24 protein-coding genes are annotated in these 24,246 nt (G+C 49.9%); 11 read left to right on the top strand and 13 right to left on the bottom strand.

Going from position 1 to position 24,246, the window contains the following annotated elements; genetic code table 11:
- Positions 1-494 precede the first annotated feature (494 nt).
- The 7 genes from ltrA (ACJJIF_RS06305) to tnpC all read left to right on the top strand — a co-directional run bounded on the left by ltrA (ACJJIF_RS06305) (position 495) and on the right by tnpC (position 7,327).
- Complete coding sequence (gene ltrA / locus ACJJIF_RS06305) at positions 495-1,784, top strand: group II intron reverse transcriptase/maturase (RefSeq protein WP_444931385.1); 1,290 nt, start codon at positions 495-497, stop codon at positions 1,782-1,784.
- A gap of 489 nt (positions 1,785-2,273) precedes the next feature.
- Entirely contained in the window at positions 2,274-2,621 is a 348-nt protein-coding gene (locus tag ACJJIF_RS06300; RefSeq protein WP_444931384.1) for a hypothetical protein, read from the top strand.
- 839 nt (positions 2,622-3,460) lie between these two features.
- Entirely contained in the window at positions 3,461-3,799 is a 339-nt protein-coding gene (locus ACJJIF_RS06295; protein WP_444931383.1) for a hypothetical protein, read from the top strand.
- A gap of 163 nt (positions 3,800-3,962) precedes the next feature.
- The gene (locus ACJJIF_RS06290) at positions 3,963-4,994 is read left to right on the top strand and encodes a hypothetical protein (protein ID WP_444931382.1); all 1,032 of its coding nucleotides are present in this window, start codon (positions 3,963-3,965) and stop codon (positions 4,992-4,994) included.
- Positions 4,995-5,049: 55 nt separating this feature from the next.
- A complete protein-coding gene (gene tnpA / locus ACJJIF_RS06285; RefSeq protein WP_444931381.1) occupies positions 5,050-5,352 on the top strand; it encodes an IS66 family insertion sequence element accessory protein TnpA in 303 nt (100 codons plus the stop codon).
- The gene (gene tnpB / locus ACJJIF_RS06280; RefSeq protein ID WP_444928607.1) at positions 5,346-5,702 is read left to right on the top strand and encodes an IS66 family insertion sequence element accessory protein TnpB; all 357 of its coding nucleotides are present in this window, start codon (positions 5,346-5,348) and stop codon (positions 5,700-5,702) included. The genes tnpA and tnpB overlap by 7 nt, the downstream gene beginning before the upstream one ends.
- Before the next feature lie 35 nt (positions 5,703-5,737).
- Positions 5,738-7,327, top strand: a complete 1,590-nt coding sequence (gene tnpC / locus ACJJIF_RS06275; protein WP_444932321.1) for an IS66 family transposase — start codon at positions 5,738-5,740, stop codon at positions 7,325-7,327.
- 221 nt (positions 7,328-7,548) lie between these two features.
- On the opposite strand, the gene ltrA (ACJJIF_RS06270) is transcribed toward tnpC, so the two are convergent.
- Positions 7,549-8,820, bottom strand: coding sequence for a group II intron reverse transcriptase/maturase (gene ltrA / locus ACJJIF_RS06270; RefSeq protein WP_444931380.1), 1,272 nt, complete (start codon positions 8,818-8,820; stop codon positions 7,549-7,551).
- 966 nt (positions 8,821-9,786) lie between these two features.
- On the opposite strand from ltrA (ACJJIF_RS06270), the gene ACJJIF_RS06265 reads away from it, so the two are divergent.
- The 4 genes from ACJJIF_RS06265 (at position 9,787) to ACJJIF_RS06250 (ending at position 12,120) form a co-directional block, all read left to right on the top strand.
- Positions 9,787-10,131 carry a hypothetical protein gene (locus ACJJIF_RS06265; protein ID WP_444931379.1) on the top strand — a complete coding sequence of 115 codons (345 nt, stop codon included), beginning with the start codon at positions 9,787-9,789 and terminating at the stop codon, positions 10,129-10,131.
- 109 nt (positions 10,132-10,240) lie between these two features.
- Positions 10,241-10,564, top strand: a complete 324-nt coding sequence (locus ACJJIF_RS06260) for a hypothetical protein (RefSeq protein WP_444931378.1) — start codon at positions 10,241-10,243, stop codon at positions 10,562-10,564.
- A gap of 230 nt (positions 10,565-10,794) precedes the next feature.
- A complete protein-coding gene (locus ACJJIF_RS06255) occupies positions 10,795-11,667 on the top strand; it encodes a hypothetical protein (protein WP_444931377.1) in 873 nt (290 codons plus the stop codon).
- On the top strand, positions 11,668-12,120 hold the full coding sequence (locus ACJJIF_RS06250; RefSeq protein ID WP_444931376.1) for a hypothetical protein: 453 nt from the start codon (positions 11,668-11,670) through the stop codon (positions 12,118-12,120). It begins immediately after the preceding gene.
- Positions 12,121-12,407: 287 nt separating this feature from the next.
- Here ACJJIF_RS06250 and ACJJIF_RS06245 read toward each other — a convergent pair whose 3' ends face one another.
- From ACJJIF_RS06245 to ACJJIF_RS06190, 12 genes are all read right to left on the bottom strand, one after another.
- The gene (locus ACJJIF_RS06245) at positions 12,408-13,505 is read right to left on the bottom strand and encodes an IS630 family transposase (RefSeq protein WP_444928468.1); all 1,098 of its coding nucleotides are present in this window, start codon (positions 13,503-13,505) and stop codon (positions 12,408-12,410) included.
- Positions 13,506-13,924: 419 nt separating this feature from the next.
- A complete protein-coding gene (locus ACJJIF_RS06240; protein ID WP_444931375.1) occupies positions 13,925-14,239 on the bottom strand; it encodes a hypothetical protein in 315 nt (104 codons plus the stop codon).
- A gap of 136 nt (positions 14,240-14,375) precedes the next feature.
- Positions 14,376-14,741 (bottom strand): hypothetical protein, encoded by a 366-nt coding sequence (locus tag ACJJIF_RS06235; protein WP_444931374.1) that lies wholly within the window; start codon positions 14,739-14,741, stop codon positions 14,376-14,378.
- 331 nt (positions 14,742-15,072) lie between these two features.
- Positions 15,073-15,408, bottom strand: a complete 336-nt coding sequence (locus ACJJIF_RS06230; protein WP_444931373.1) for a TusE/DsrC/DsvC family sulfur relay protein — start codon at positions 15,406-15,408, stop codon at positions 15,073-15,075.
- Positions 15,409-15,414: 6 nt separating this feature from the next.
- On the bottom strand, positions 15,415-15,708 hold the full coding sequence (gene tusB, locus ACJJIF_RS06225) for a sulfurtransferase complex subunit TusB (RefSeq protein ID WP_444931372.1): 294 nt from the start codon (positions 15,706-15,708) through the stop codon (positions 15,415-15,417).
- A 1-nt stretch (position 15,709) separates the two neighbouring features.
- Complete coding sequence (tusC, locus tag ACJJIF_RS06220) at positions 15,710-16,072, bottom strand: sulfurtransferase complex subunit TusC (protein ID WP_444931371.1); 363 nt, start codon at positions 16,070-16,072, stop codon at positions 15,710-15,712.
- Positions 16,073-16,074: 2 nt separating this feature from the next.
- Positions 16,075-16,467: a sulfurtransferase complex subunit TusD gene (tusD, locus tag ACJJIF_RS06215; RefSeq protein WP_444931370.1), complete on the bottom strand. Its 393-nt coding sequence runs from the start codon at positions 16,465-16,467 to the stop codon at positions 16,075-16,077.
- A gap of 66 nt (positions 16,468-16,533) precedes the next feature.
- The gene (locus ACJJIF_RS06210; RefSeq protein WP_444931369.1) at positions 16,534-17,217 is read right to left on the bottom strand and encodes a Bax inhibitor-1/YccA family protein; all 684 of its coding nucleotides are present in this window, start codon (positions 17,215-17,217) and stop codon (positions 16,534-16,536) included.
- A gap of 229 nt (positions 17,218-17,446) precedes the next feature.
- Positions 17,447-19,876 carry an endonuclease/exonuclease/phosphatase family protein gene (locus ACJJIF_RS06205; protein ID WP_444931368.1) on the bottom strand — a complete coding sequence of 810 codons (2,430 nt, stop codon included), beginning with the start codon at positions 19,874-19,876 and terminating at the stop codon, positions 17,447-17,449.
- 10 nt (positions 19,877-19,886) lie between these two features.
- Positions 19,887-21,161: a glycosyltransferase gene (locus ACJJIF_RS06200; RefSeq protein ID WP_444931367.1), complete on the bottom strand. Its 1,275-nt coding sequence runs from the start codon at positions 21,159-21,161 to the stop codon at positions 19,887-19,889.
- On the bottom strand, positions 21,158-23,395 hold the full coding sequence (locus tag ACJJIF_RS06195) for a glucosidase family protein (RefSeq protein WP_444931366.1): 2,238 nt from the start codon (positions 23,393-23,395) through the stop codon (positions 21,158-21,160). The genes ACJJIF_RS06200 and ACJJIF_RS06195 overlap by 4 nt, the downstream gene beginning before the upstream one ends.
- On the bottom strand, positions 23,395-24,102 hold the full coding sequence (locus ACJJIF_RS06190; protein ID WP_444931365.1) for a TVP38/TMEM64 family protein: 708 nt from the start codon (positions 24,100-24,102) through the stop codon (positions 23,395-23,397). Before ACJJIF_RS06190 ends, ACJJIF_RS06195 begins: the two co-directional genes overlap by 1 nt.
- Positions 24,103-24,246 lie beyond the last annotated feature (144 nt).

Genomic DNA, 24,246 nt, shown 5'->3' with positions numbered 1-24,246 from the left:
CCTAACCAGCCACCCGTATCGAGTGTTGCGCGTAGGGCGGAGCAGAAGGAAAAAAAATATATACTCATTTTTTTTCTCACTGTGAACAAACTATGTGAAGCGTACACAGAGAATTCTATAGGCCATAGGGGTTATCGTGACCCTGAAGTGCTGGTATCGCTCCGATAATAAAGTGAGCTCCGATTGACGAGATGTGTAACGCCATCGAAGTCCAGGCAAAGCAACCGCATTGGTGAGGTTGTGGCGGATCGGCGGGGTTATCAAGCCGTGGCATGTAGAAAGAGAGGTATTGAGAACTTGAGAGATCCGAGCAGGTTCCTGAAGGAACAGGTAGGGAAGTTAAGCCTAATGGTGAAACCAATGAAGACCACTCGGAAGTCGGATCAGCTCATAGTAGTCCGAGAGCGGGAAAGCCGCTTACATGGCGAAGGGGCTGACAGTAATATCGGTGTGCAACAGAAACATAGTCCGGACAAAGTAGGGCTGGAGACACTATGACAACCGCCTTGCACGCCATCGCATTTAAAGCACAGAGCCACCCCACGCACAGGTTTCAGAATTTATACGGACTGCTAAATTCCAACCTGCTGTATCAAAGCTGGGGCCAGCTCAACAAGCAGGCCCGCCCCGGTATCGATGGAGTAACAACCGAAGCTTACCGGCAAGGTCTGCCGCAAAATATTCAATGCCTACATCAACGGCTGTGTGACAAGCGCTACCGCACCCAGGCGATTAAGCGGGTATTGATTCCCAAAGGCAACGGCAAGCAGCGCCCACTGGGGCTGCCTACGGTGGAAGACAAACTGGTACAGCAGAGCGTAGCGCAGCTACTGCAAAGTATCTGGGAGCAGGATTTTCTGCCCTTTAGCTACGGCTACCGCCCCAGGAAAAGCGCCCACCAAGCCGTACATAGCCTTGGCTTAAACCTGCAATTCAAAGGCTACGGCTACATCGTTGAAGCCGATATTAAAGGCTTCTTCGATCAGCTGGATCACGACTGGCTACTGCGCATGCTAGCCCTTCGTATCGACGATAAAGCCCTGCTGACACTGATTAAACAGTGGCTTAAGGTGCGCGCGCAAACTCCAGATGGTAAGTTCAGTAAAGCGGCAGCAGGCACCCCACAAGGTGGCGTGATCAGTCCGGTACTGGCGAACATCTATCTGCACTACGTCCTGGATTTGTGGTTCGAGAAGAAGGTTAAGCCGCGTATGCGTGGCAGAGCCATGCTAATCCGGTACGCCGATGATTATGTAGCGGCTTTCCAATTGAAAACGGATGCAGAGCGATTTTACCGGGTGCTACCGCAACGGCTGAACAAGTTTGGCTTGCAGTTAGCCCCCGAGAAAACGTACCTGAAGCGCTTTAGCCGCTTCCATCCGGGCCGAAAACGGCAGTTCCAGTTTCTGGGTTTTGAGTTCTACTGGAGCTTGGACGTCAACAAACGTCCCAGGCTCAGGCGCCGGACTGCCGCAAAGAAACAGAAGGGCACAATGGAAGCGCTCTACCACTGGATCAAAGCCAAGCGCAGTGAGCGTCTGAGAGAATGGCTGCCCACACTGAAGCGCAAGCTACAAGGCTTCCAGAACTACTTCGGTCTGCCAGACAACAGTCGAAGCTTGTCCCGTTTGTACAGCTATGTTCTACACAGCATACACAAATGGCTCAATCGACGGAGTCAGCGCAAGAGTTACAACTGGAACAGTCTAAAGGAAATGCTGGGATATTTTGGGCTAAAGCCACCGCGAGTATACAAACGCAGTATACTTGTGGACTGGTATTAGGGTTCGTGCTTTACACGAGCGAATATATTATTGAAGAGCCGGATGCGGTAGTTCCGCACGTCCGGATCTGCGTGGGGGCAGTTAGGGTAACCGGCTGTCCTACCACTACTTGTGGCGGTCGATTTTTAGATGTTCTGTAGCTGCTGCAAGCATCAATCTCTATCTGAGCACTTTTTTCTGAGATTTTTTCTGAAATTTGGTACTGCAGTTTCGTTCCAGTGCCATCGTTTTAAGTCAGCAAGCCCTGCAAGCCAGCTACGCCATCATGGAGTGCCAATCAGATAGTTAACCGGTTGGGAAAGTATGGTATTTTCCCCTTTAAATTTATCGGGCAGTGGCCAGCCAAAGTTGGCTGGTAGAGAGCAAGTAGGTGGTTCAGTGCGCGTCAGCCATAACCAGGCTAGTCAAGCTCGCCCAACCCCTCCGGGGCTGGGCTGGACAGCCTACGCGTTGCTTCGGCTGCCCTTGCTAGCGGCGTTAGGAGTCTCGATGGGTCAAGAATTTGAAAATTTTAAAAAGCTATATGATGAAGAGCTCCGCCAGGAAACACCGACTGCTAATTTTATTGTGGACGCAGCTTTTAGATTTCTCACGGAAGGAAATGTAATAGATATTCTCAAACTTTTAGCCTCAGACGAGATTGGGGCCAATGAGATGTTCTGGAAAGAGATTAACAGATCGCCAGTCTCAGACGAAGACTGGGAGAAGTGGGTTTATATAGTGGGGGAGGTAAGCCATGAAGAGTATAAGAGAAATATGCGAGAAAAAATCGAGCTCGTGAGGAATAATGTTGATCCACTAGAAAAAAGCTGCAATTCAATGTTCAGGGCTCAGTGATGTGTGGAGCTCCTAACAAAGTACTGCTAGGGACAAACCTACGCTACGCTCAGGTTTTCCCCAGAGCACGACGCTAAGTTTTATACACAAGTGAAGCAGTGAAAATTACTACTCTGATAAGCTCTACAAGAGTATTGAGAGCTTCAACTCTGTCTACTACAGGCAAGATCAGATACCTAAGTAGAGAGGGATACTGGTGATTGTTTAATCAATATGCGCTCTACTCCAGGGAAAGCGCTAGATTTAGCGTAAAACTCAAGCGCTTTTGGTCTTACAGACGGTTAAATTTCATCCATTCCAGTCGGGAAATTAGGCTATTTCTCTGTATGAGACTTTGAATAGGATTCAAATATGTGTATAAAACACAGGCACGACGTTATGTGTAAGTAAGGGCAAAAGTAGAGTATGGAAGGTTTTCTATTCATTTTGATCATGCTGCTTCTACTTTGCGTAGCACTATCTCCTAGCCTAGTAATTTGGCTGTGTGCATATTTGTGGTTGCCTGATGCTTATAAGCTCCCGCCGTACAAAATGACAATCGCTTGTTTCATACTGGCTTTAATTACGGCATTTTTACTGAATGTAGAGCTCGAAGGTGGAGCTGGCTCTAGCGTAGTCGTTATTCTCGCATTTTCCGTTCTATGGTCAGCTATTTTGGTTCCCATTGGCGCTCTGGCCAAGTATCTTAAAGCGCGCTGTGCGTAGCGCCACACATAACAATCAGCGGCAGAGCGACAGCCAACGCTACGCACCTTTTGTGTACTCGCTGGCGCTCAAACATTAACACAAAATGCGCTCCGCGCTGGCTGCGCCTGCGCTGGGCGTTAGGTTTCCCCAGTATGGATAGAGCAGAAATAATCGGAAAGTGGAGCTTCAATACAGCTTTTGAAGAAGATCTCTCGAATGATAAACAGCTGCATTTCCATGAAAATGGCACTGGGTGTGTAGTTGGTGGAGACGAAATCGTCCTTAATTATGAGTGGGGTATTTCAGAAGACGGTGCCGATATCCTTATCGGGAATAACACTACCCCTGATGGCGAGCCGTGCGGTAAAAGAAAGCTGATGGAATCAGGTGCAACGTTGAGCACAGAGGCACTGCCAAGAGGTGAGTTTAAAGTGCTAAATTTTACAAAGTTCTCATTGCCATTCGGGTTGCGAAAGTTTGCAAAGCTATAAACTTAACAAGGGCCAGCACAATCGCCAAATGCAAAAAGCGCATTTGGCTGGACTCGCTACACTGCGTTTCGCTCGCCTGTGTGGCCGGCGTTAGATTTCACAGCAAGTTCACAGTAAAACTTCCAGAAAAAAAGGGTAAATTTTTAGGAATATGGAGCGTTCGTTGAATTCACTACAAGAACAGCTTAATGCTATTCTTGAACCTCAAAGAAGACTTCAAGAGCAGTTTGCACACATGTTTGAGCCTCAACACAGAATGCAGGAACAGCTAAAGCATATTCTTGAGCCTCAATGCAGAATGCAGGAACAGCTAAAGCATATTCTTGAGCCTCAACGCAGAATGCAGGAACAGCTAAAGCATATTCTTGAGCCTCAACGCAGAATACAGGAACAGCTAAAGCATATTCTTGAGCCTCAACGCAGAATGCAGGAACAGCTAAAGCATATTCTTGAGCCTCAACGCAGAATGCAGGAACAGCTAAAGCATATTCTTGAGCCTCAACGCAGAATGCAGGAACAGCTAAAGCATATTATTCTTGAGCCTCAACGCAGAATGCAAGAGCAGCTTGCGCAAATCCTTGAGCCACAGCGGAAAATTCAAGAACAACTGTCACATATTCTCGAACCTCAACGGCTATTTCAAGAAAATATCAAGAAGTATTTAACTCCATTAAACGAACTTATTTCTAACCCCTTAATGCAAGAGGTTGCCTTCTCAGAAAATGGAGAATTTGCCGTTTCTGGTGAGGTAGTCGACCTTGAAACTATCAGTGATGGCATAGAAAAACTTCCTGACGATTGGCAAGACTCAGAAGTGTTCTTTTCTAGCTTCTTCAGTCTCCTAGGAAAACTGAACGAACCTTCTCGCATCGTATTTTTATATATTTTTTTACCGTACATTATTGCCATTTTTGCCAACTTAACCACACCAATATTCCAAGAGATAGTTGATGACTTTCAAGGCAATAATCAACGTACTGTAAAAAAAGAAATAATTCTTGAAGCAAATAGCTTTTACGATGCCAGCGAATTATTAGGACATCGCTTTGTCTATGCCACTGCACTTCATGTTAGGAATGAAGGTAGCACCAAGTCTGAAATAATTGATGAAATCTCGTTAGGTAAGACTGTAAAACTAATAGAGAAGGCAAAACGCTGGTCATTTATAGGTAAGCGCTCAATAAAGCCCACCTAAAAATCCAAGTGCCCATCCGCTACGATCCTGGTTTTTAAACGATCAGGAGATCTACATGACAGAGCAAAGTAAATCAGACTTTTGGATGATGCATGTCACTAAGTGGAAGGATAGCGGGCTTTCACAGACAGCCTACTGCCGGGAGCATCAGCTCAGACTCAGTACCTTTACTTATTGGCGCGGCAAGGAGGCCAAGAAGCCCCCGAAATTGATTCCGCTATCAGTATCACCGAGATCTACTGATGAAACTGTAGTTGTGACTCTTCCTGGAAATGCAAAGATACATCTCCGTGAATCCACACTCGAACGGACACTGCCAATGGTTTTACGCCTACTTCGAGAGCAACCTGAATGTTGAGGCCAAGACAGTCTGCGGAGATCTATCTTTATGCCGAACCTGTGGATATGCGCAAATCTATTGATGGTCTGGCGGCGATAGTGGAAGCAGAGATGGAGCTATCACCAATGCAAGATGCTATCTTTGTCTTCTGTAATCGCGGTCGAGACAAGATTAAGCTTTTGTATTGGGAGCGCAATGGGTTTATCGTTTGGTATAAACGATTGGAGAAACAGCGATTTCAGTGGCAATGGAGTGATATTTCAAAATACCACATACGTAATGGCAAGGATTTAAACCAGCTCCTTGATGGACTTAATATCTGGGAGCAGGAACCCCACCAAATCTTGCACCTTAACTCTGTTATATAGCTGTTCATCACGGTAAAATAGCAGCCATGGAAAACATGGACGCGAAACTATTACCCACCGATCCAGAAGCGTTAAAAACGCTTCTGCTTGAGCAATCTAAGAAAATTTTTGAGCAGGATTCCAGGCTTAAAGAAAATCACAAGCATATCCGCTTTCTCGAAGAGCAAATTGCTTTGCTTCGCAATCAGCGCTTCGGCAAAAGCAGTGAGAAAAGCTCGCCAGACCAGATTGGCCTGTTCAATGAAGCCGAGTCTGAGGCGACAGATAGCCTGTGTGAAGAAGAGGGTGAAGGCGAAGCTACTGAGGCAGTAATAGAGTCTGCTAGTTACACTCGAAGAAAATCATCCGGGCGCAAACCTCTACCTGCTGACCTTCCCCGTGTACGTATAGAGCATGATCTTCCTAAAAAAGAAAAAATCTGTGATTGCGGCTGTGCACTTAAAGCTATTGGTGAAGAAGTCAGTGAACAGCTGGATATTATCCCGGCAAAGATCCAAGTTCTACAGCATGTCCGTAAGAAATATGCTTGTGGCAACTGTGAAGTAGGTGTAAAGACTGCGGCATTGCCTGCTCAACCTATCCCAAAAAGCAATGCCAGCCCTAACTTGCTGGCATATATCACCACAGCCAAGTACCAGGATGCCATGCCTCTGGCGCGTCTGGAAAAAGGTTTTCAGCGTATTCAAGTTGAATTGCCCAGAAGCACTCTGGCTAATTGGATGATACGTTGCAGTCACCTAGTGCAGCCACTCCTTAACCTTTTTAATGACAAGCTAAGAGAAGGGCCAGTCATCCAGTGTGATGAAACTCCTCTACAGGTATTAAACGAGCAAGAAAAGTCCGCACAAAGTAAATCCTATATGTGGATACGGCGAGGGGGGCTCCCAGATCAAAAAGTGATCCTGTTTGACTATTCACCCAGTCGCAGTGGCGCTATTGCTAGCGATTTACTTTCTGGCTATAGAGGTTATCTACAAACAGATGATTATTCTGGCTATTATGCAGTTGCCACAGAGGAGCAAATTACTCACCTTGGCTGCTGGGCACATGCACGCCGGAAATTTGTAGAAGCGCAAGTGACAACCAAAGCTAAGAGTAAGAATAAAAAATCCGGCAAAAGTAAACCCAGTAGAGCTGACATTGCAATCAACTACATTACCCATTTATACAATATTGAACGAAAAGGAAAAGAGCTGAGCGCTGAAGAAAGGTATCAACTGAGACAAAAAGAGAGTCTACCTGTGCTGGACAAGCTGCATGTCTGGCTCGAAAAAACACGTCCCAAGGTAATCCCGAAAAGCACTCTTGGAAAAGCGCTGAACTATTTGCATAAAAACTGGCGCAAGCTACAGATCTACACTGCCAGCGGTAATTTAAAGATCGACAACAATGCAGCGGAGAACGCCATCCGCCCCTTCGTTGTTGGCCGGAAAAACTGGCTCTTCAGTGCAACCCCAAGAGGCGCCCATGCCAGCGCCGCCCTATACAGCCTGATCGAAACCGCTAAAGGCAACGACCTCGAACCTTACGCCTATCTCTGCAAAGTCTTTAGTGAACTGCCCAAGGCCCAATCTCTTGAAGATATTGAAGTGTTACTACCCTGGAATATCAAACTGGCAGATTAGTAGGAGGGGTATCACAGCCCCTACTGACCTGCCAGGTGGGGTTTATTGAGCGCTTACATTTATAGAGTATGTTGACTCTGATACTGGCGAATTAAAACAAGGATGGGTATTCTCTCGCTACCTAAAGAAATTCACCAAGTGAAATCTAAATCGGGTAGCCGGTAGTTTCTAGCTACCGGCCCCCACACCACCCATCGTGCGGGTCCGCAATGGGCGGTTCCCTATCCGTAATGAATCTCTACCCAGCGGTCACGTAACGAAATCAAGCCCATCTTTTGGAAAAACTCATTGTTGAGCGCAATGTGAATACCTTCGGTCTTTGCATTTCGCCAGTAACTCTTACCGGACGATCCACAAGTGACAGCCAGTGATTCACTCACACCCATGCGTAGTAAGTTTCGGACTTTCGTTCTCACTTTACGCCAGTTTTTCCAGTAGCTCATTCTCAATCTTCGCCGTATCCAGCAGTCAAGATCGATACATTTTTGATAGCCTTGCGCTATACCAAAATAATTGATCCAACCACGGAGGAACACGGTAAGTTCTTTCAGTTTCTTTTCCATAGAAATACCACGGGATCGCCCTGTAATCTGGCGGATGCGGTATTTAAATTGGAGCAGGGACTTGTCATGCCAGACGAGCCTTGCACCGCGAAAAGAGAACCCCAAAAACTTACAGCGGCTGACAGGAACTACTTGGCTTTTGGCATCGTTAACTTTGAGCTTAAGCTTGCGCTCAACAAAGCGTTTAATACTCGCCATAACCCGTTCACCCGCGCGCTTAGAAGCAACAACAATCACAAAATCATCCGCATAGCGAACAAAATCATGTCGGCGTTTTTCCAGCTCTTTATCGAGCAGGTCGAGTACAATGTTGGAGAGCAGCGGCGATAAAGGGCCCCCTTGTGGCACCCCCTCATGACAGGCTTTCCAGCATCCATCTTCTACACTTCCTGCACGCAAGTAACTTGCGATCAACTTGAGTAAACGCTTATCGCTGATTCTTTGGCCAAGTAAACTCATGAGGAAGTCATGGTTGACCCGGTCGAAGAACTTAGATAAATCGACATCTACGGCTATTCGCTTCCCGCCTTCGATATACTTCTGTAGCTTTTTCACCGCATGATGCTGTGATCGCTTTGGGCGGAATCCATAGCTGAACTCCGAAAAGGTTTTATCGAAACTGGGGCCGATGATTTGGGCGATAGCCTGCTGAATAACACGATCAAAGATCGTAGGTATCCCGAGCCCACGCTGGCCACCATCTGGCTTGCGAATGTAGACGCGCCTGACGGGAAGCGGCTGGTAATGACCCTGTCGAATAGTCTCGATGAGGTCGTCGCCAACTGCCTTGAAGTGCTTCACAAAATTATCGACAGTAATCCCGTCAATGCCTGCGGCACCTTTGTTGCTTCGCACGTGTTTCCATGCAGCATTAAGATTTTCTTTGCTGAGGATGATTTCAAGCAGATTTTCATTTGAGTTGAGTGTCATGGCAGTGCGCTACGTCAATTTTATATCCGGCTGGCAACACATCGGTAGGCTAGCCCTGTCTTTTAACTCGTGGATTTTGGGTTCAGGCCTTCACCGTATCCAAGGTATTAATCTTGGCATTAGGCTACTATGCCGTCGGCTGACTTCTGTTCAATCACCTTGGCCATTACTGGCCGAGGCGCTGCTGTGTTCCACCAATTTTGTTTACCCCCGCGATGGTGGCTAGCGGGCTGGGCCTACTTATGAGTCAGCGGCCACGCTGGCAGCTTTACAGCAGCAGGTTGAACAGATCTCCCCAGATAAGAACGTGAACTTTCACTACACAACTGCATCATTTACTCTACCCGTTAGACCACATGGCTTCGGTATCCTTGGCTACCTCGCCTCCAGGCTAAGCCTTATATGATGTTTCTGTTCGTCAGCTCGTAGCTTTGCTAGCGGCTTCCTCCCCACAAGACCTCACGGTCTTGCCGTTGCCATTTGCTAGTAGTTAGCATTTAATGGAGACCATTAAACGGTGATCCTCCTACAGGGGACTTTCACCCCATTAGTTCACGCCCATGCTGGGCGTACCAAGTTTGTCAACCATCGCCACTGCGTGGCTGGACAGCCTAAAGCGCGCTTCGCGCACGGCTGCCGGTTATAAAGGCGCTAAGTTTTATACACAAGTGAACCAGTGAAAATTGCTACTCTGATAAGCTCTACAAGAGTATTGAGAGCTTCAACTCTATCTACTACAGGCAAGATCAGATACCTAAGTAGAGAGGGCTGCTGGTGATTGTTTAATCAATATGCGCTCTACTCCAGGGAAAGCGCTAGATTTAGCGTAAAACGCAAGCGCTTTTGGTCTTATAGGCGGTTAAATTTCATCCATTCCAGTCGGGAATTAGGCTATTTCTCTGTATGAGACTTTGAATAGCATTCAAATATGTGTATAAAACACAGTAAAGGCGTTAGGTGCGCACAATGTCGGACGACGATAAATGGTATTCAATAAAAGTCGAAGCGATAGTTTCATTGTTACCGGGCAGTGAATCTGGTCGCAAAAAAGGAATTACATCTGGCTACCGACCTAATCATAATTTCGGTGGGCCAGATAATAATGAAATGAGAATGGGCCAAATTACCGTAGAGAATGATGAGTGGATAAGCCCGGGAGAATCAAAGGCAGTTGAGATTCATTTCATAATGCCGGAAGGTTATGTAATAGACCTTGTCCCAGGTCTTACATGGCGCATTCAGGAAGGTGGCCACTTGGTAGGTAATGGCAAAATTACAAAGGTAATCTCATCAGCTGTGCCAGCTAATTAAACAATCACCTAACAAGGCGCAGAAATTCGCAGCCTTCGGCTGCCGGACGCTCGCAAGCTCGCGCCGTTGTGCTTTGCGTTATGCTCTCAAAGCATGATCGAGAAATATTATGAAAATAGACATTGATCAATTAACTGAAGAGGAATTAATTGAACTCAATCATCGTATTGTTGAGAGGTTAAAATTTATAGAATCCTTTCGTGTTCACAATGAAATGATGGAGTTCACTCCTGGCGAGAAAGTTAGTTTCGAGCCGCCTGGTAAAGGCCGTCAAATAGGAACGCTCGTTAAATTTAATAAGAAAACTGTTACAGTCATTACCGAGTCTGGGCAAAAATGGAATGTATCTCCACATTTGCTTAGCAAGCTAAAAAAGGTTAAGTCCAAAAAGGGTAAGTCTGGTAAATTGGTTGAATTGCATGAGCAAAAGTAATTCGCATAACAAATGCTGGGATATTTTGGGCTAAAGCCACCGCGTGTATACAAACGCTGTATACTTGTGGACAGGTATTAGGGTTCGTGCTTTACATGAGCGAATATATTATTGAAGAGCCGGATGCGGTAGTTCCGCACGTCTGGGTCTGCGTGGGGGCAGTTAGGGTAACCAGCTGTCCTACCACTACTTATTTCTCATCACAATTTCAACCAATGGAGTAAGGTAAAATGCTTACGGAAAAGGAAAAGAAAGAGCTACAACAAAAAATTCAATCAAACAAGCACGAAGTATATGTGGTCTCATTTGAAGAAATGGATGCCATTATCAAATCTTCACCCAAAGGGGGCAGGCCTAGTGTTAAAGCTGCTTGGCAAAAGATAAAAGGAAAAGTTGGAATTGGCGCAAGCTACTATGCTTCTGCTGATGATGCCGTAACAATGACTAAGCTTGTGGGTGATTTAGGCGGGATAGGAGCAAGAGCGTATATTAAAAATTATGGGGGAAAACCTCATATTATTTTAAAAGGTCATGCAGGGTTAAGAACTATACTCACCGGTACAAAGTACGGGATTAAAAACCCTAAAGTAATCTCGATGGGGTTGGGTAAAGCTGGCGCCGTAGCGGCAGCCAAACAAGGCGGAATACTCACAGTCGTTCTTCTTTCGGCATACAGAGTTGCTGATTACTTTTTAACTGACCAAGCTACGCTAAATCAGCTCGTTGGAACACTGGCTACGGATGTTGTAAAAGTTGGTATTGCTACAGCGGCTTCTATAGGTGCCGCTGTTGTGATGGGTGGGTTTACGTTAGCTGTTGGGCCGATTCTTGCAGTAGTTGCGGTTGGATTCGGTGTATCAATGCTTCTTGAATACGCGGATAACAGTCTAGGAATTACAAGTCGCGTAATTGCAGGCTTGGACGAGCTTGAAGAAAGCGCGAACAACTACATAAATAATCAAAAGCAGCGAGCTCTTAATACAGCTAGAGAGGCTGCGGGACAAATTATTGATCATGCAATAGATTCTGTACAAACCATAGCTATAAACTGGGTTCGAAATAAATTAGGGGGGTATTTATCTCCAGTAAGGAGGTTGTGGTAAATGGATGACCGAGAAAAGCCATCATTGGGCGTCCGTATTTTTGCTCCTCTATTTTTTATCTCTGGCTCATTGTCAGCATTGTGGTGGTTTTTTTACCGAGTATTTGATGTGTTCTTCGGGGCTTTGTCGAAAATTGAGGTCTTTGACAAAGGCTCCTTCTATATGCTCGGTGTGGGTATAGGTTTGCTAATTCTTGCTATTGTTACTGTGCAAGAAGGGTGGCTGGGTAAGCCTCTTTCAAAAAGACAGTCAGCTCATTTAACAAAAGCTGCTTTTATAGGGGTCGCATTGATATTTACGGTGCCTCATCTAGTGCACTATTCTGAAAACAAATATCTTATAGATAAAGGCTATACAGTTTGTGATGAGGCATCACATCAATGGTTATTTATTCGATATATTGTTTATATCCAGCCCTCTGTGGAATGCAGTGCTAATCTGAAAAAGAAATAACGAATAAGGATAGATCGCGCGCAGCCGCGATCTTATCCAGTTGTTGGACAAGCCCGCAGCGCCCGACTCGCTATCCTATTGCTTGTTTCGGGGATGTAGTCCAGAACCTTTCTCGGGCGATTATTTAAATTTTCAATAGTCGCTTCTATATCTGCTTGATTCGCAAGCTTGAAATCAGTTTGTTTCGAGAAATGCTGACGCAGTAGGTCATTGGTATTCTCATTTAGATCCCTCTCCCACGATGAATGCGGATGTGCAAAATAGACCTTCGCATCTAGTGTACCGTATTAAATAGATTGCTGATTTGAGAGTGCTTGGCGTGCACGCTCCACTTTCAATAAAATTTCCTCAGCAGATTTCGTCCACACAAAAGCTTTCTTGGCTTCATTATGTGTTTCAATAAATTTCACGATAGCCGTTTCCAACTCCTTGACTGAGGTGAATGCCCCTCGGCGCAACTGCTTCTCTGTGAGTAATCCAAAAAATCTTTCTACCAGATTTAGCCAGGATGAACTGGTCGGAATAAAATGAAGATGAACTCGTTTGTTTCTCTTGAGCCAGCGCTTTACATTTTCATGCTTGTGAGTCGCGTAATTATCGACGATAAGATGAAGATCCTGTTCTTTAGGTGTTTGCTTTTCTACGGTCTTTAAAAAGCCTAAGAACTCCTGATGACGATGGCGCTTTCTACACTCACCTATGACCTCACCAGTCAGCGTATTAAGGGCGGCAAAAAGAGTGCTTGTCCCGTGACGTTTATAATCATGGGTCATAGTGCCACACCGCCCCGGTTTCATGGGTAGTCCAGGCTGTGTCCGATCCAGGGCCTGAATCGAGCTTTTTTCATCCACACAAAAGACAACAGCATTTTCTGGCGGTGACATATACAAGCCAACAACATCGCGTAATTTTTCTTCAAAAGCAGGATCGTTACTCACCTTGAACTTTTCGGTTAGATGAGGCTTAAGGCCCACTTCCTGCCATACCCTGCTGACAAAAGAGTGGTTAATTCCTAAGACTTTCGCCATGCCTCGCGTTGTCCAGTGTGTCCCATCCTTTGGCTTACTTCCTGTCGTCATCTTGATAATTTTCGAGCGGAGTTTTGCCTGCTCTTCTGAATTCTTACCGCCATGATTAGCCCCCCTGGGCAAATCCTTCTCTATACCTGCCAGACGCTTTTCTGCAAAACGATTGCGCCATCGGCCCACCGTATTGACATCAATGCTTAACTTTTTCGCAATTTGGTAGTTGGGAACCTGCTTGGCAGCGAGCAAAATAATCTTTGACCGCTCAGCCAATCTCACCGATATTTTTCGACTTTTTATATTCTTTTCTAACTGCTTTTTTTCTTCCGGTGATAAATTGATTTCAACTTGAGCTGGCATTGGTCTTCACTTAATCGCTAAATTAAGCTCACATTATATATCAGCAATATATTTAATACACTACACTAGAGCCCCTTCAGTTTTCCCGTTCAGGGTAAACACTTTACCGTTGTAGGCAGTAATAATGTGTACGAAGTCCTTATGTTGTAGGGGATATCCCTGCGGGTAAATTCTCGTAAAGGGTGCCATTTTGCTGATTATTTGACCCGATATGAGGACAAGAAGTGTTCGAAAGCTTCACTCGTTTGTCAAAAGGGCTGAAGGATTATATTTTTTCTGGTGGATGTTCATAAATAGCGCTACGGAATGGTGTCCTTAATAAGCGGTGAGGAAAATTTTGGTAATCTGAAGCAGGAGTACTTAACGGGAAATTCTGCATTAAAATTTCATACCACTTTATGATTATCTGGGTTGTGGATCTATGCCTCATCGCAGACTGTATCCCACTCTTGTTGGTAGCCATTGCTGTTCAGGTATCCGCCAATAATGTGCATTATTCTTTCTGCCCAATGTTGAAGGTTAGCCTCGCCTAATACAATCTTTCCCTCTTCTCTGTCTAGGGCAGTGGCGTCGAGCATTTCCCAGAAAAACCTGGATAGAATAATAGCTTCCTCTTTATTGAAGACGCCTCTTGGCTTGGATAGAATTTCAAGCACGGTTTGATTGTTAAACTCCCCGGCATAATGAAGCATGACCAGCCTGGCCTTTTCATCTTTCCCGCTAAAGTTAAGCATTGTCAGGTTCTTCAGTTGTTGTATATTTTATTGTGAATATATGGTTGATGGTGTTTTTCCGAGTGTCCATAAGTGGCATTACCTGCACACAATGCTGAAGTGTATCAATCCCTGTTTGTCTAAAGCTAGTTTAAAATTAGTCCCACTCAACTTCGTCATTATCAGTTTCTTTAGCTTCATCAAAGTCCAAAGCATCAGAGGAAATAAATAGGGCAAATTTAGGTTCCCCTTTATTTCTGGCATGCTCAGCAGCCTTTTCTATCTGCTCAAATTGCATGCTGCTCTTCCATGATTTGGGATTATACCTCTCACATTTAAGTATTTCGGCCAAATCGAGCTGCTTGTTTCGCAATAGGTGAACCATGGTACCAGTAGCTTCTTCAGAGTTTTTTGCTGGAATTAAGCAGTCGACGTAATAAAGCTCTGACTCATCACTGTCAAGTAAACAGCCTTTTAATGGGCGTGACATGCTTGCAACGATCCATATATTTTTCTTGTTCATAGTTTTATTTTGTGGGTTAAGCGCTTGACTGACCTGGGTAGTTCTTATGCTTTATGTTAGCGCAGTATTAAGGTCAATTCTTTATTGCTGAATGCACTGAACCATAAACTACCCTGTATTCAATACTGAAAGGGAGGCGGTGTATCGTTTTGAGGGGGTTCACCGTTATTGAAATCAGGCAGAGAAAATCCGCTCACCATGTAAGCCTGCATGCCCAGCCGTTTGAGAGCGGGTACTATTCAGATCTATTGGCTATACAGAGCGAAGTGCTGAAATATATGTAGGGGGTAGCTGACCAGGCTGGCGCAGGCAAGCCTGGTCTAGGGGGGGATTATAGGCAGTTGGTTGGCTTGGGGAGGCCGGCGATTTTACTGGCCACTTTTGCCGGGCTGGGGGGGAAAAGCTGCATTAGATAGATACTGCGGCCCTTTTCTGCACCTAGGTGCTGGCCAATATATTTCACCAGCGGGCGCATAGCCGGGGAGAGTTCAAATTCGCGGTAGAAGCTTTGCAGCAGGTCGATAACCTGCCAGTGCTCATCGCTCAATTCGATGTTCTCGGCAGCGGCCAGCTGAAGAGCGGCGTCCCGGCTCCAGTCACTGAGGTTGCGCAGGTAACCCTCTTTATCCAAGGGGATTTCCTGTCCGTTGACGACTAGGTTGCTCATTTGTTGTTACCGAAACCAGCTGACTATGGGTTGATGCTCGGTACAGAGTTGTACCCAGCGAGCATCGTCGATCATTTCCACACTATCTATGGCCGCCGCAGGTTGTTGCTGGCCTCGGGCAGCGGCGTCAGCCTCCAGGCAGTAGACCGGTGCATTTTGCACCCTTGCGAGGGTTGGGTGACGCAGTGCGTAGGCGCCGTCCTCAATAAGAAGGAGGGCGTCGCCCTGTGCAAATGCACCCAGGCATTCCTTTAGGGCGCTGCTGGTATAGGGTGACTTACTGACAATATGCAACGTCATATCAAAAGCTCAATACGGTGGGGTAAGCGGCGATCAGTGAGCCGGTATCTGTTACGGTTTTTGTTTCTGCGCCGGCAACCTGTATTTGCTCCAGAGTGATATTGCGTTCAGCGAGGCTTTGCTGGCAAACAAAAAACTGCTCAATCCCAAACATCGGCAGGGCCTGTAAATTGCGGCGCAGGCTTTTCTGGCCGATTTCTGCGGGCGATTGCTGCTCCAATAATTGGAATACCCCATCGCCGAGAAACAGCAGGTCCACGTCCTGTTCCATCGCCGCTGCGGCCAGTACGGCTTCGATACCCTCCCGTGCCAGGGCGTTGCCGTAGGGGGCGGTGCGGCATAGGGCCAGTGATTTAGTGTTCATGCTCAGCCTCCAAAGGTAATCAGGCGGTCGGAGTTGGCGACGGCATCGGTCAACTGGCCGAGGCCCGCCAGTTCGAAGCCGTCCGCTAAGTTGGCGGCGGGTCTTTCCAGGCGCTCGGATTCTCGCTGGTTCAGTACTCCGCGCCGTTGCGCTGCGGCAATGCAAACTACCAGGTCCAATGGGTGCTGGCGGCCCAGTGCCTGCCACTCGGCGGTGAGATCTGTTTCATCCTGAGGAGGGGCGGCTACGGCATTGCCGTTTTGTACACCGTCGCAGTAGAAAAAGACCCGGTAGATGGTGTGGCCCTGGGCTAAAAGGGCTTTGGCAAATCGCAGCGCACTGGATGCGGATTGGCCGCTGTGGGGGGCAGAGTAGATGGCTAGGGAAAACTTCATAGGGGGCCAAATAGTAAAATGCCCCGCATGGCGGGGCATTGTGACTTGCTCGATCAGGCTTGTTGCTTAGTCGTCAGAGGATGCGAATCCAAGGATGTGCAGCAGGCTGGTGAACAGGTTGAAGATGTTCAGGTACAGGGAGGCGGTAGCCATCAGGTAGTTGGTTTCGCCACCGTTGATGATGCGGCTGGTGTCGTACAGGATAAAGCCGGACATCAGCAGGGCCACAACGCCGCTCAGGGCAACGCTAAACAGCGGCATATGGATGCCGAAGAAACCGGCGATCATAACGCCCAGGAAACATACCAGGACCGCTATCAGGCCAACGGCGAGGAAGCCACCCATAAAGCTGAAATCTTTGCGGGTAGTCAGCACGTAGGCGGACAGGGCAAAGAAGATCAGGGCAGTGGTACCGAGGGCCTGCATAACGATCTGGCCGCCGCCAGCCATGCCCAGGTAGTGGCTAAGCAGTGGGCCAATGGAAGCGCCCAGTAGGCCGGTAAAGGCGAAAACGACGCCCACGCCTGCGGCGGAGTTTGCTGTGCGCGGCAATACAAACCAGATTAAAGCCAGGGCTCCCAGGGAGCAGATCAGGCTCATGCCGCGGCCCATGCCAATCGCCATGGAAATGCCGGCGGTAATGGCACTAAAGAGAACGGTCATAGCCAGTAGGGCATAGGTATTGCGCAACACCTTCGCCGATTCCGAGCGATCCAGTGCGCGGGTTTGAGTGTAAGCTTGCGGTTGCATTTAGCGACTCCTGCTATTAATTGATAGAAGAATCATATAGCTCGCAGTGGGGACCTTCAAGTCGGGGAAACCCTTTTAGTATCCGTCTGCCAGTGTCTATGAATTTACAAAAACCCTATGTTTTTAAAGGGTTTAGTAAAATATCCTCCGCTTATTGTGAGGGCTGTGGGGCATTTTTCAAGGGCTGTTGTGCGGGGAGGAGCGGCGCTGACCAGGCGTCCAAGGGAGCTTATTTATCCACCCTGGGGGGAATCTCGATATCTACGATCAGTGGCAGATGGTCTGAGGCCTGGCGGGTTAGAGAGGTTTTTGGCACCAGTACCTTTTTCACCTTGAGCCCCGCACTCAAGAAAATATGGTCGATACGCACTTTCAGAAAGGTCCCTTTGGGTGTGTGGTGGGGCGCCTGTTCCTGGGCGTCGCGGAGGTAGCCTCCCAGACGTTTGCACTCGGCGGAATTTGGCAGTGCGTTGAAGTCTCCCAGTAGCACTCGCTCTCCGGTGCAGCGGGGGTTGCTGAGCCATTCGGGGCCGAGCAGGGCATCGACCTGGCGCAGGCGCTCTGTGCGGGATAGACCCAGATGGGTATTGATGATTTGGACAGGCCGACCATTCGCTTCGATCTCTATCCATACCGCGCCGCGCGGTTCGTCGGCGGCGGGGTTGAACAGTCTCCCTTTGCCCGCAGGCGGACCGGGCAGTATGCCTTTTTTAATCAGGCGGGCCGGGAGGTGGGTAAGGATGGCGTCGCCATAGCGTTCCTCCTTGATATTGATTGTGGGCTGGAAGTGAAGGTCCATGGTCAGTAGGCGCGCCAATCTCTCTGCCTGGTCGAGGCCGCCGCTGCGCTTGCGCATCACGTCCAGTTCTTGCAGGGCGACGATATCCGGGTGGTAGCGGGCGATCACCCGGGCGATGCGCTGGGGTGACAGTTTACCGTCGAGTCCCCGGCAGCTGTGTACGTTGTAAGTCATGATGCGCAGCACCTTCTGCGGTGCTCTGTGGGTATCCATCCTCTTTGGGGGGGCGCCCCTGAGGTAGGCTCGGGCGGCGGTGCGGAGGTCCTGGGGGCGCCAGTAGCCGAGGCTGGGGTCCGGGGGCTGGATATCCTCTGGCATCAGGGTGAAGGCGTGGGTTTCGTTGGGCCCGGAGCCGCCGTGACTGCCATTTTCCATGGCAAAGGTGATCGGTTGCGGCAGACCTGTACACCAGCCGTACATCATAAAATCCCCGGAATCCGGGTGTCGGCACAGGTTGGCCATATCCTCTGCGGCCTGGTCCGGGTAGGGGTGTTCATTCCCCATCAGTTTGCGGCCGTCCTTCGGGAGCGCGATAGGCCCCTCTCTCCACCAGCCGTGTACCGGCGATGACGCCGGTGATTTGGGGTCTTGCAGGTAGAGCACCAAGGGCACCTTGGCCTGCTCTACGATCATTCTTGCAACATCGGCGCGATTTGCGCCCCCCAGGTCGATGTTGTACAGCATGGCGATGGGCCCCAGGGCGACCAGGGCAGTTGGGGCTTTGTCGCCCTCTTGCTTGGATGCCTGTTCAATATTGCTTTTGTCCATCCATTCACTGCCAAACAGGCGGGCTCTTTCGAAGCGGACTTTTTTGGCGGGGGCCGCAGGTTTGATTTGTGGCGCGGAGGGCAGGCTGGAGAGCGCTTCAGAAAGGGCGTCACCCAGACTGCGCCCATTTAGCTCCTCGTAGGCTTGGGTTTGTTCCTGGCCGTGGTCTGAGAAAATCCATACATCGTAATGGCGCCGCTCTGAAGTGTGTGCGGCTTTCCAGATTTTGGCTATTGCACTGTCTATTCCCTTTAATACCCAGTGGGCAAATGCCGATTTGGGCCCGCGCCGGTGGGACTGCTCATCGTAACCGAGCAGGTTGATATAAATAATCGGCAGGCCGCGGGTGATATCGACTTTCACCCCCATGGTACACAGCTCTCGGGTAAGAATGGTGACGGCGACCCGCGTTGGAATAAACAGCAATTCTTTGAGTGGGTTCTGCCCGGCGATAATTCCGCGAATACAATCGGCGATAGAGAGCAGCAGTTCGAGAATAATTAGTGCGCTGGTGCGCACCAGGCTCCAGAGGTTGGTGACAATCAAAATGGCGATTGCCAGGGGGCTGGCTTTGCGCAGGGCCGGGCCCCAGCCCTGGTCTGCCGGGCAGAAGTGGGCCTCGCCAGTCTTGGTACCGGCCTTAAATAAACTGAGATAACAACTGCCGCCGGTTAAAAGTGGATCGCGATCTTGTGTGTTAATTCTTTTTTCTACCAGCGCGGCCACTTCCGGGTCGTACATGCGCCCGAGCTTTTGGGTTTCGTGAACGAGAAAACCAAAAGAGGGCACGGCCTGGCGGACACCGTAAAAGAGCTCTGCCTGTACCGCTGGGGTTGTTGAAGGCACCCCGGGGTACATATGTTCCAGGCGGTAGTGTTCTTTTCTGATCAGGCGCTTTAAAAATGGCATTCGCCCCCGCGCCAGGGCTTTTAACAGCTCTGGGTGGGCCAACCCGTCTATTTGAATCAAAATCAGGCCGGGGGCGTGGGGGCTCTGCGGGCTGGTGGATAGGCCGAGTAGACGAGTGATCCACTCGCTGCGGCTTAAGCGGCGGCGCCAGCGTCTGATTGAGAGTCCAATACGGCTTAACATTACTGCTGGATCAGCGCTTTGTGGGTCGACTTATGGCGACGCCGGCGGCTTCGGTGACACTGGCAAAAATTTCCCACTGGGTGCTAATCAACTTTCCGGTGCGCATACAGCGGGCATAAATCGAATTATCTAGCGGCCAGTGGTTGTGGACGAGGGGTTGGTAGAGGTCCAGTGCACGCTGGGCGCAGCTCTGCATGGAGAAATCTCGAGCGGTTGTTCTGGCCGCTTTAATAAGCATTTGGCGGCGCTGGCTGGGGAGTTTATAAAACCAGCGTATGGCATCGACAAAATCGTGGGTGGTCTGTTTGGCAATAAGGCGGCCGTTGATACCCGGTCTCAACATATCCCTGGAGCCATTGGCATCCAGGGCGATCACCGGTACACCAGAGGCCATGGCTTCCGAGAGTACCAACCCCTGAGTTTCAGTTGTGGAGGTAAATAGGAAGATGTTCATTGCACTGTAAACATCCCGGCGCGCATCGCCGATGACTTTTCCCGGCATATGTACCCGCGTCATCAAGTTTTTGTCGATAAAGAATTGTCGAAGCTGATTTTCCATGGGCCCGCTGCCGGCGAGCAGAAAATGTGCGCCGGGATTTTCCCGTAAAAAGGCGGCGACACACTGGCACAGGAAAATCAGGTTTTTCTCTTTTCCAAATCGCCCCAGATGTCCCAACAGGAAGGCGGATGCGGGAATTTTTAGCTGTTGCCGGACTCGCCTGCCGCAGCCCCGGGCATATTGCTCCGAGTGCACACCGGTTGGCACTTCGGCGATGGGGGTGTACACCCCCCGCTCCCGCAACAGCTTTACAATACTCAGGCTGGGCGCCAGTACCAGGGTCGCTTTATTGGCGTAGTGTGTCGCCACCTCGACGACAAAACGCTTTAGCGCCGCCGAGTCTCCCACCAGGTTGTGGGTATAGTGTTCGTACAGTGTGTGATGGGTAAAAACCAGGGGCAGTTCGCGCTCCCGTGCCGTTCGCAGGGCGCTCAGCCCTAAAAGAAAAGGGTGATGCGCATGAATGATATCCGGGCGGAATTTATCCAGCGCATCCGTCAAAACCCCGGAGAATGGCAGCGCCATAGAAAAATCGGTGCCATTAAAATTCTGGATTGAGTGAATCCGTAGAACATGCTCTTCATTCTCGGACTTTTGTGCGAATTCAGGTGCGATAACCAGAACCTGGTGCCCGCGTTTTCGATACTCCTCGCTAAAGGCCGCCACGGAGTGCGCAACGCCGCCCACGTGAGGCAGGTAGGTATTGGTGAACATTGCGATATTCACTGGGGACTCAACTCCACGCTCTGAGTGCCGTCTGAAACGAGTACAGCGCGGAAGCCGAACGCTTTGATCGCAATCGCCGGGGGCTTGCCGTGCCAATCGGCGGCCCAGGAGACCTTGGGGCTGGGGCCCGGTTCAATTTCCAGCGTGATCAACCCAAATCGGGTAGGTGCGGGGCCAAAGCGGATGGGTTGGGGGTTGTCGCCCTCCTTGAGCCACTCCGGGGGCAGCCCCGAGATCAGTACCAGGGCGTCCTGCTCTTCGCGGACAAAGCAATTGCGCTGCATCGCCACCCACTCGGCTGCGGCCCAGGCGTGTTGCCCGTCTCCCATACACCCGCCGAAGGAGTGGGGGTGGATGGCCTCCGGCCACTGCCCGGTTGGCGAGGCCAGTTCCGCCACACTGCGCATCAGATCAATACAGCGGGAATCTCCGGCGCGCAGCAGTACCTGGGCAATATGGAGGGTGAGGTAGGCGTTAATGCCGGAGTGGATCATATCCTGGAAAAAGCCGCCGCTGACAAAACAGGCTTCCATTAGATATTCGGCCAAGTCTATCAGTCGCGAATCCTCGGGGGGGTACAGTTGCAGAGGATAACCGGCGGCGATTGATCCAATGGCGCCGGCGTCCAGGCGCCGGTTTGGCGAGGCGGGCATAGCTGGGCGGCCCAGGCGTTCGCAAGCGCCCTGTAGACTCTGGTCAATGGTGCGTTGGAAGTCACGGGCCGCACTATTGAAGCGGTGGGCGCTGTCTTCCATTCCCTCGCGCGTGCAAATACTGGCGGCGCTCTGGAGTCCGGCGACCCCCCAGAAGTCGTCCCAGTAGTAGCAGTCATTGGGACCCAAGTGTTCCGCGCTAAACCCGGCGGGCAGCAGTCCGCCACAGAGGCTGCCATCTTTCGGCAGGCGCTTGCCGACAATCCACTTGGCCCCTTTAACGACAGGTTCACACCAGCTCTGCTTTAGGGGCTTGCCGGTTAATTCGCAGTAGAGATTGAAAATCCACAGGGCTTCGCCATTGGAGTCCCATTCGCCGTCCTGGGAGTGGAAGAAACCATCCCGTTTTTGCCGGTGGGGAAATTGCTCCAGAGCTCTCTCGGCGCGCTTGGTCAGCCCGGCAAACAATAGCGACTGAATCATAAATGCCGCATCCCGAAACCAGAAGCGCTTGTAGGTGTAGGGCCCCGGATAGACATCTTTGGGGGAGTGGAGGATCAGGGTGCGTATTGCCGAGTCGTAGAGAAACTGGAATTTTTCGTCGGGCACGGTGAGGGCGCAGTGACCTTCCAGCGCGTTTTCCCAGCACTGGGGGTTGCCAACACCCTCCTCAGCCAGGGGAACGGCAACTTCAATTTTGTAGGGTTTGCGGTCTTCAATGCGGAACATGGCAGCAGCGGAGGCCATGCCGATATCGCACAGCCCCTCGCGGTGGCCCTCTTTGTCCCGCAGGTGTAGGTAGATATCGCCGCCTTTGTAATTGGAGGCCAGGTGTTTATCTACCGGCTGGCTAAATTCCACCGCCGCTTTGTCCTCCACAAGCCAGCTGCGCCCGCTATCGCTCAGGCGAACCTTGTGTACGAAACTGACGCCCTCGGGGTTACAGGGACGCAATACCACCATCAACCAGCCGCCCCCCGGGCATTGGGCATTGAGTTCCAGTACACAGCGCGGCTGGCCCTGAAGCAGGCTGGCCGCAGCTCTGTTGCGCAGCTTGAGCCCCCGGCGGTGGGATTCAGTCACTATTGCAATATTGTCCCCCAGCTCCTGGTGCTGGCTACAGAAGCTGAGCGTGGAGGGCATCAGCTCTTCGCCGCTATCACTGATCACCCAGGTATCGATAGACCAGCCATCGTAGTGGGGGGTGAGCAAGCCTCGCGGGTCGACGATCGGCAGGGCCTCACAGTCCGGTATGCCAACCGCAGTCCAGTTGCGATGGCTCAGGTTGCAGTGGCTAATGGAAAAGGCCCGGGGGATAAAGGACTTGTCGCGGGGATCGAATTGGCGCTGAATCCAGTAGGGCCACACCCAGTCCAGGTTGTGCTGGATCACCTTGCTGTTAATCAGGGCCCGGGCGTGAAATACCGCACCGGCTCGCAGCAGTTCAATGGGTTCACTCACCTCCGAGGGTTCGGCAAAGCGCTGGAGGTGCGCCATTAAGGTGAGCGGGTCAAGGAAACCGTGAGCGGTGGCAAAGCGGCGCACGAAGAAGCGCCAAGGCAGCCATTTCATCCAAGGCATCAGAGATCCTCTTCTCTAATAATTCTTTTCAGTGCACGGCGAGCCATGCGGGTGAGCCCGATAAGTGCGATGACGGCCAGGGCAAAGCCGGCAACATAAAATCCCCACTGCATGGGGGTGCGCTCCTCCACTTTGCCCAGCGAGGTGAGGTCTGCGGCGATGGAGCCGATATACACGTTGTGCAAGGTGAGGGGGATAATTCCGAGTGCATTGCCGATCACAAAGTCCCGCAGTCGAACGGGGGTGAGTCCAAAGAAATAGTTCGACAGTTTGAAGGGGAATAGGGGGACCAGGCGGGTCAGCATAATCATTTGCCAGCCCTCGCGCCGAATCACTTCGCCGACTGTTGCGGGTTTGATATGTGACATTATCCACTGGGAGGCCCTCTCGCCGAGGAGATAGCGGGCGATAAGAAATGCCAGAGTGGCGCCGAGTACGGTGCCGGCAATCACCAGCAGGGTGCCTTTTATTACTCCAAATACAAATCCCGCGCCCATAGTAAAAATGACACCCGGCAGTAAAAAAATGATTGCGGCGGCCACAATAAAAATAAACAGCAAACTCGTTTGCCAGCCGCGCTCGTTGAGCCACTGCATCAACGCAATAATTTGGCTGTCCAGGTCAAAATAAACCAGCAAGCTCAGTGCCCCTGCTACGACGATAATGCAAATTGCGAGAACGAATAGAGGTAGAAACTTTACCGCCATAGGATTATCCACAGAACCGAAGGGGCACGGTTTTGATCGCCGCCATTTACTAGCCTAGTCAAAGGATGGCGACAGGCAGTGCTTCTTTATGGCGTCTAGATAGTTTTGTAGAGGGATATTGTGGTGAGATGGAATATTCCAAAA

Source organism: Microbulbifer regidiadema (SeqCode), from assembly GCF_052467605.1.
This window is presented reverse-complemented; position numbering and strand designations above follow the sequence as displayed.

Bases quoted from the DNA above. Each gene is read 5' to 3' on its own strand.
- ltrA (WP_444931385.1), top strand. From the start codon at position 495: ATGACAACCGCCTTGCACGCCATCGCATTTAAAGCACAGAGCCACCCC.
- ACJJIF_RS06300 (WP_444931384.1), top strand. From the start codon at position 2,274: ATGGGTCAAGAATTTGAAAATTTTAAAAAGCTATATGATGAAGAGCTC.
- ACJJIF_RS06295 (WP_444931383.1), top strand. From the start codon at position 3,461: ATGGATAGAGCAGAAATAATCGGAAAGTGGAGCTTCAATACAGCTTTT.
- tnpA (WP_444931381.1), top strand. From the start codon at position 5,050: ATGACAGAGCAAAGTAAATCAGACTTTTGGATGATGCATGTCACTAAG.
- tnpB (WP_444928607.1), top strand. From the start codon at position 5,346: ATGTTGAGGCCAAGACAGTCTGCGGAGATCTATCTTTATGCCGAACCT.
- tnpC (WP_444932321.1), top strand. From the start codon at position 5,738: ATGGACGCGAAACTATTACCCACCGATCCAGAAGCGTTAAAAACGCTT.
- ltrA (WP_444931380.1), bottom strand. From the start codon at position 8,820: ATGACACTCAACTCAAATGAAAATCTGCTTGAAATCATCCTCAGCAAA.
- ACJJIF_RS06265 (WP_444931379.1), top strand. From the start codon at position 9,787: ATGTCGGACGACGATAAATGGTATTCAATAAAAGTCGAAGCGATAGTT.
- ACJJIF_RS06260 (WP_444931378.1), top strand. From the start codon at position 10,241: ATGAAAATAGACATTGATCAATTAACTGAAGAGGAATTAATTGAACTC.
- ACJJIF_RS06255 (WP_444931377.1), top strand. From the start codon at position 10,795: ATGCTTACGGAAAAGGAAAAGAAAGAGCTACAACAAAAAATTCAATCA.
- ACJJIF_RS06250 (WP_444931376.1), top strand. From the start codon at position 11,668: ATGGATGACCGAGAAAAGCCATCATTGGGCGTCCGTATTTTTGCTCCT.
- ACJJIF_RS06245 (WP_444928468.1), bottom strand. From the start codon at position 13,505: ATGCCAGCTCAAGTTGAAATCAATTTATCACCGGAAGAAAAAAAGCAG.
- ACJJIF_RS06240 (WP_444931375.1), bottom strand. From the start codon at position 14,239: ATGCTTAACTTTAGCGGGAAAGATGAAAAGGCCAGGCTGGTCATGCTT.
- ACJJIF_RS06235 (WP_444931374.1), bottom strand. From the start codon at position 14,741: ATGAACAAGAAAAATATATGGATCGTTGCAAGCATGTCACGCCCATTA.
- ACJJIF_RS06230 (WP_444931373.1), bottom strand. From the start codon at position 15,408: ATGAGCAACCTAGTCGTCAACGGACAGGAAATCCCCTTGGATAAAGAG.
- tusB (WP_444931372.1), bottom strand. From the start codon at position 15,708: ATGACGTTGCATATTGTCAGTAAGTCACCCTATACCAGCAGCGCCCTA.
- tusC (WP_444931371.1), bottom strand. From the start codon at position 16,072: ATGAACACTAAATCACTGGCCCTATGCCGCACCGCCCCCTACGGCAAC.
- tusD (WP_444931370.1), bottom strand. From the start codon at position 16,467: ATGAAGTTTTCCCTAGCCATCTACTCTGCCCCCCACAGCGGCCAATCC.
- ACJJIF_RS06210 (WP_444931369.1), bottom strand. From the start codon at position 17,217: ATGCAACCGCAAGCTTACACTCAAACCCGCGCACTGGATCGCTCGGAA.
- ACJJIF_RS06205 (WP_444931368.1), bottom strand. From the start codon at position 19,876: ATGTTAAGCCGTATTGGACTCTCAATCAGACGCTGGCGCCGCCGCTTA.
- ACJJIF_RS06195 (WP_444931366.1), bottom strand. From the start codon at position 23,395: ATGCCTTGGATGAAATGGCTGCCTTGGCGCTTCTTCGTGCGCCGCTTT.
- ACJJIF_RS06190 (WP_444931365.1), bottom strand. From the start codon at position 24,102: ATGGCGGTAAAGTTTCTACCTCTATTCGTTCTCGCAATTTGCATTATC.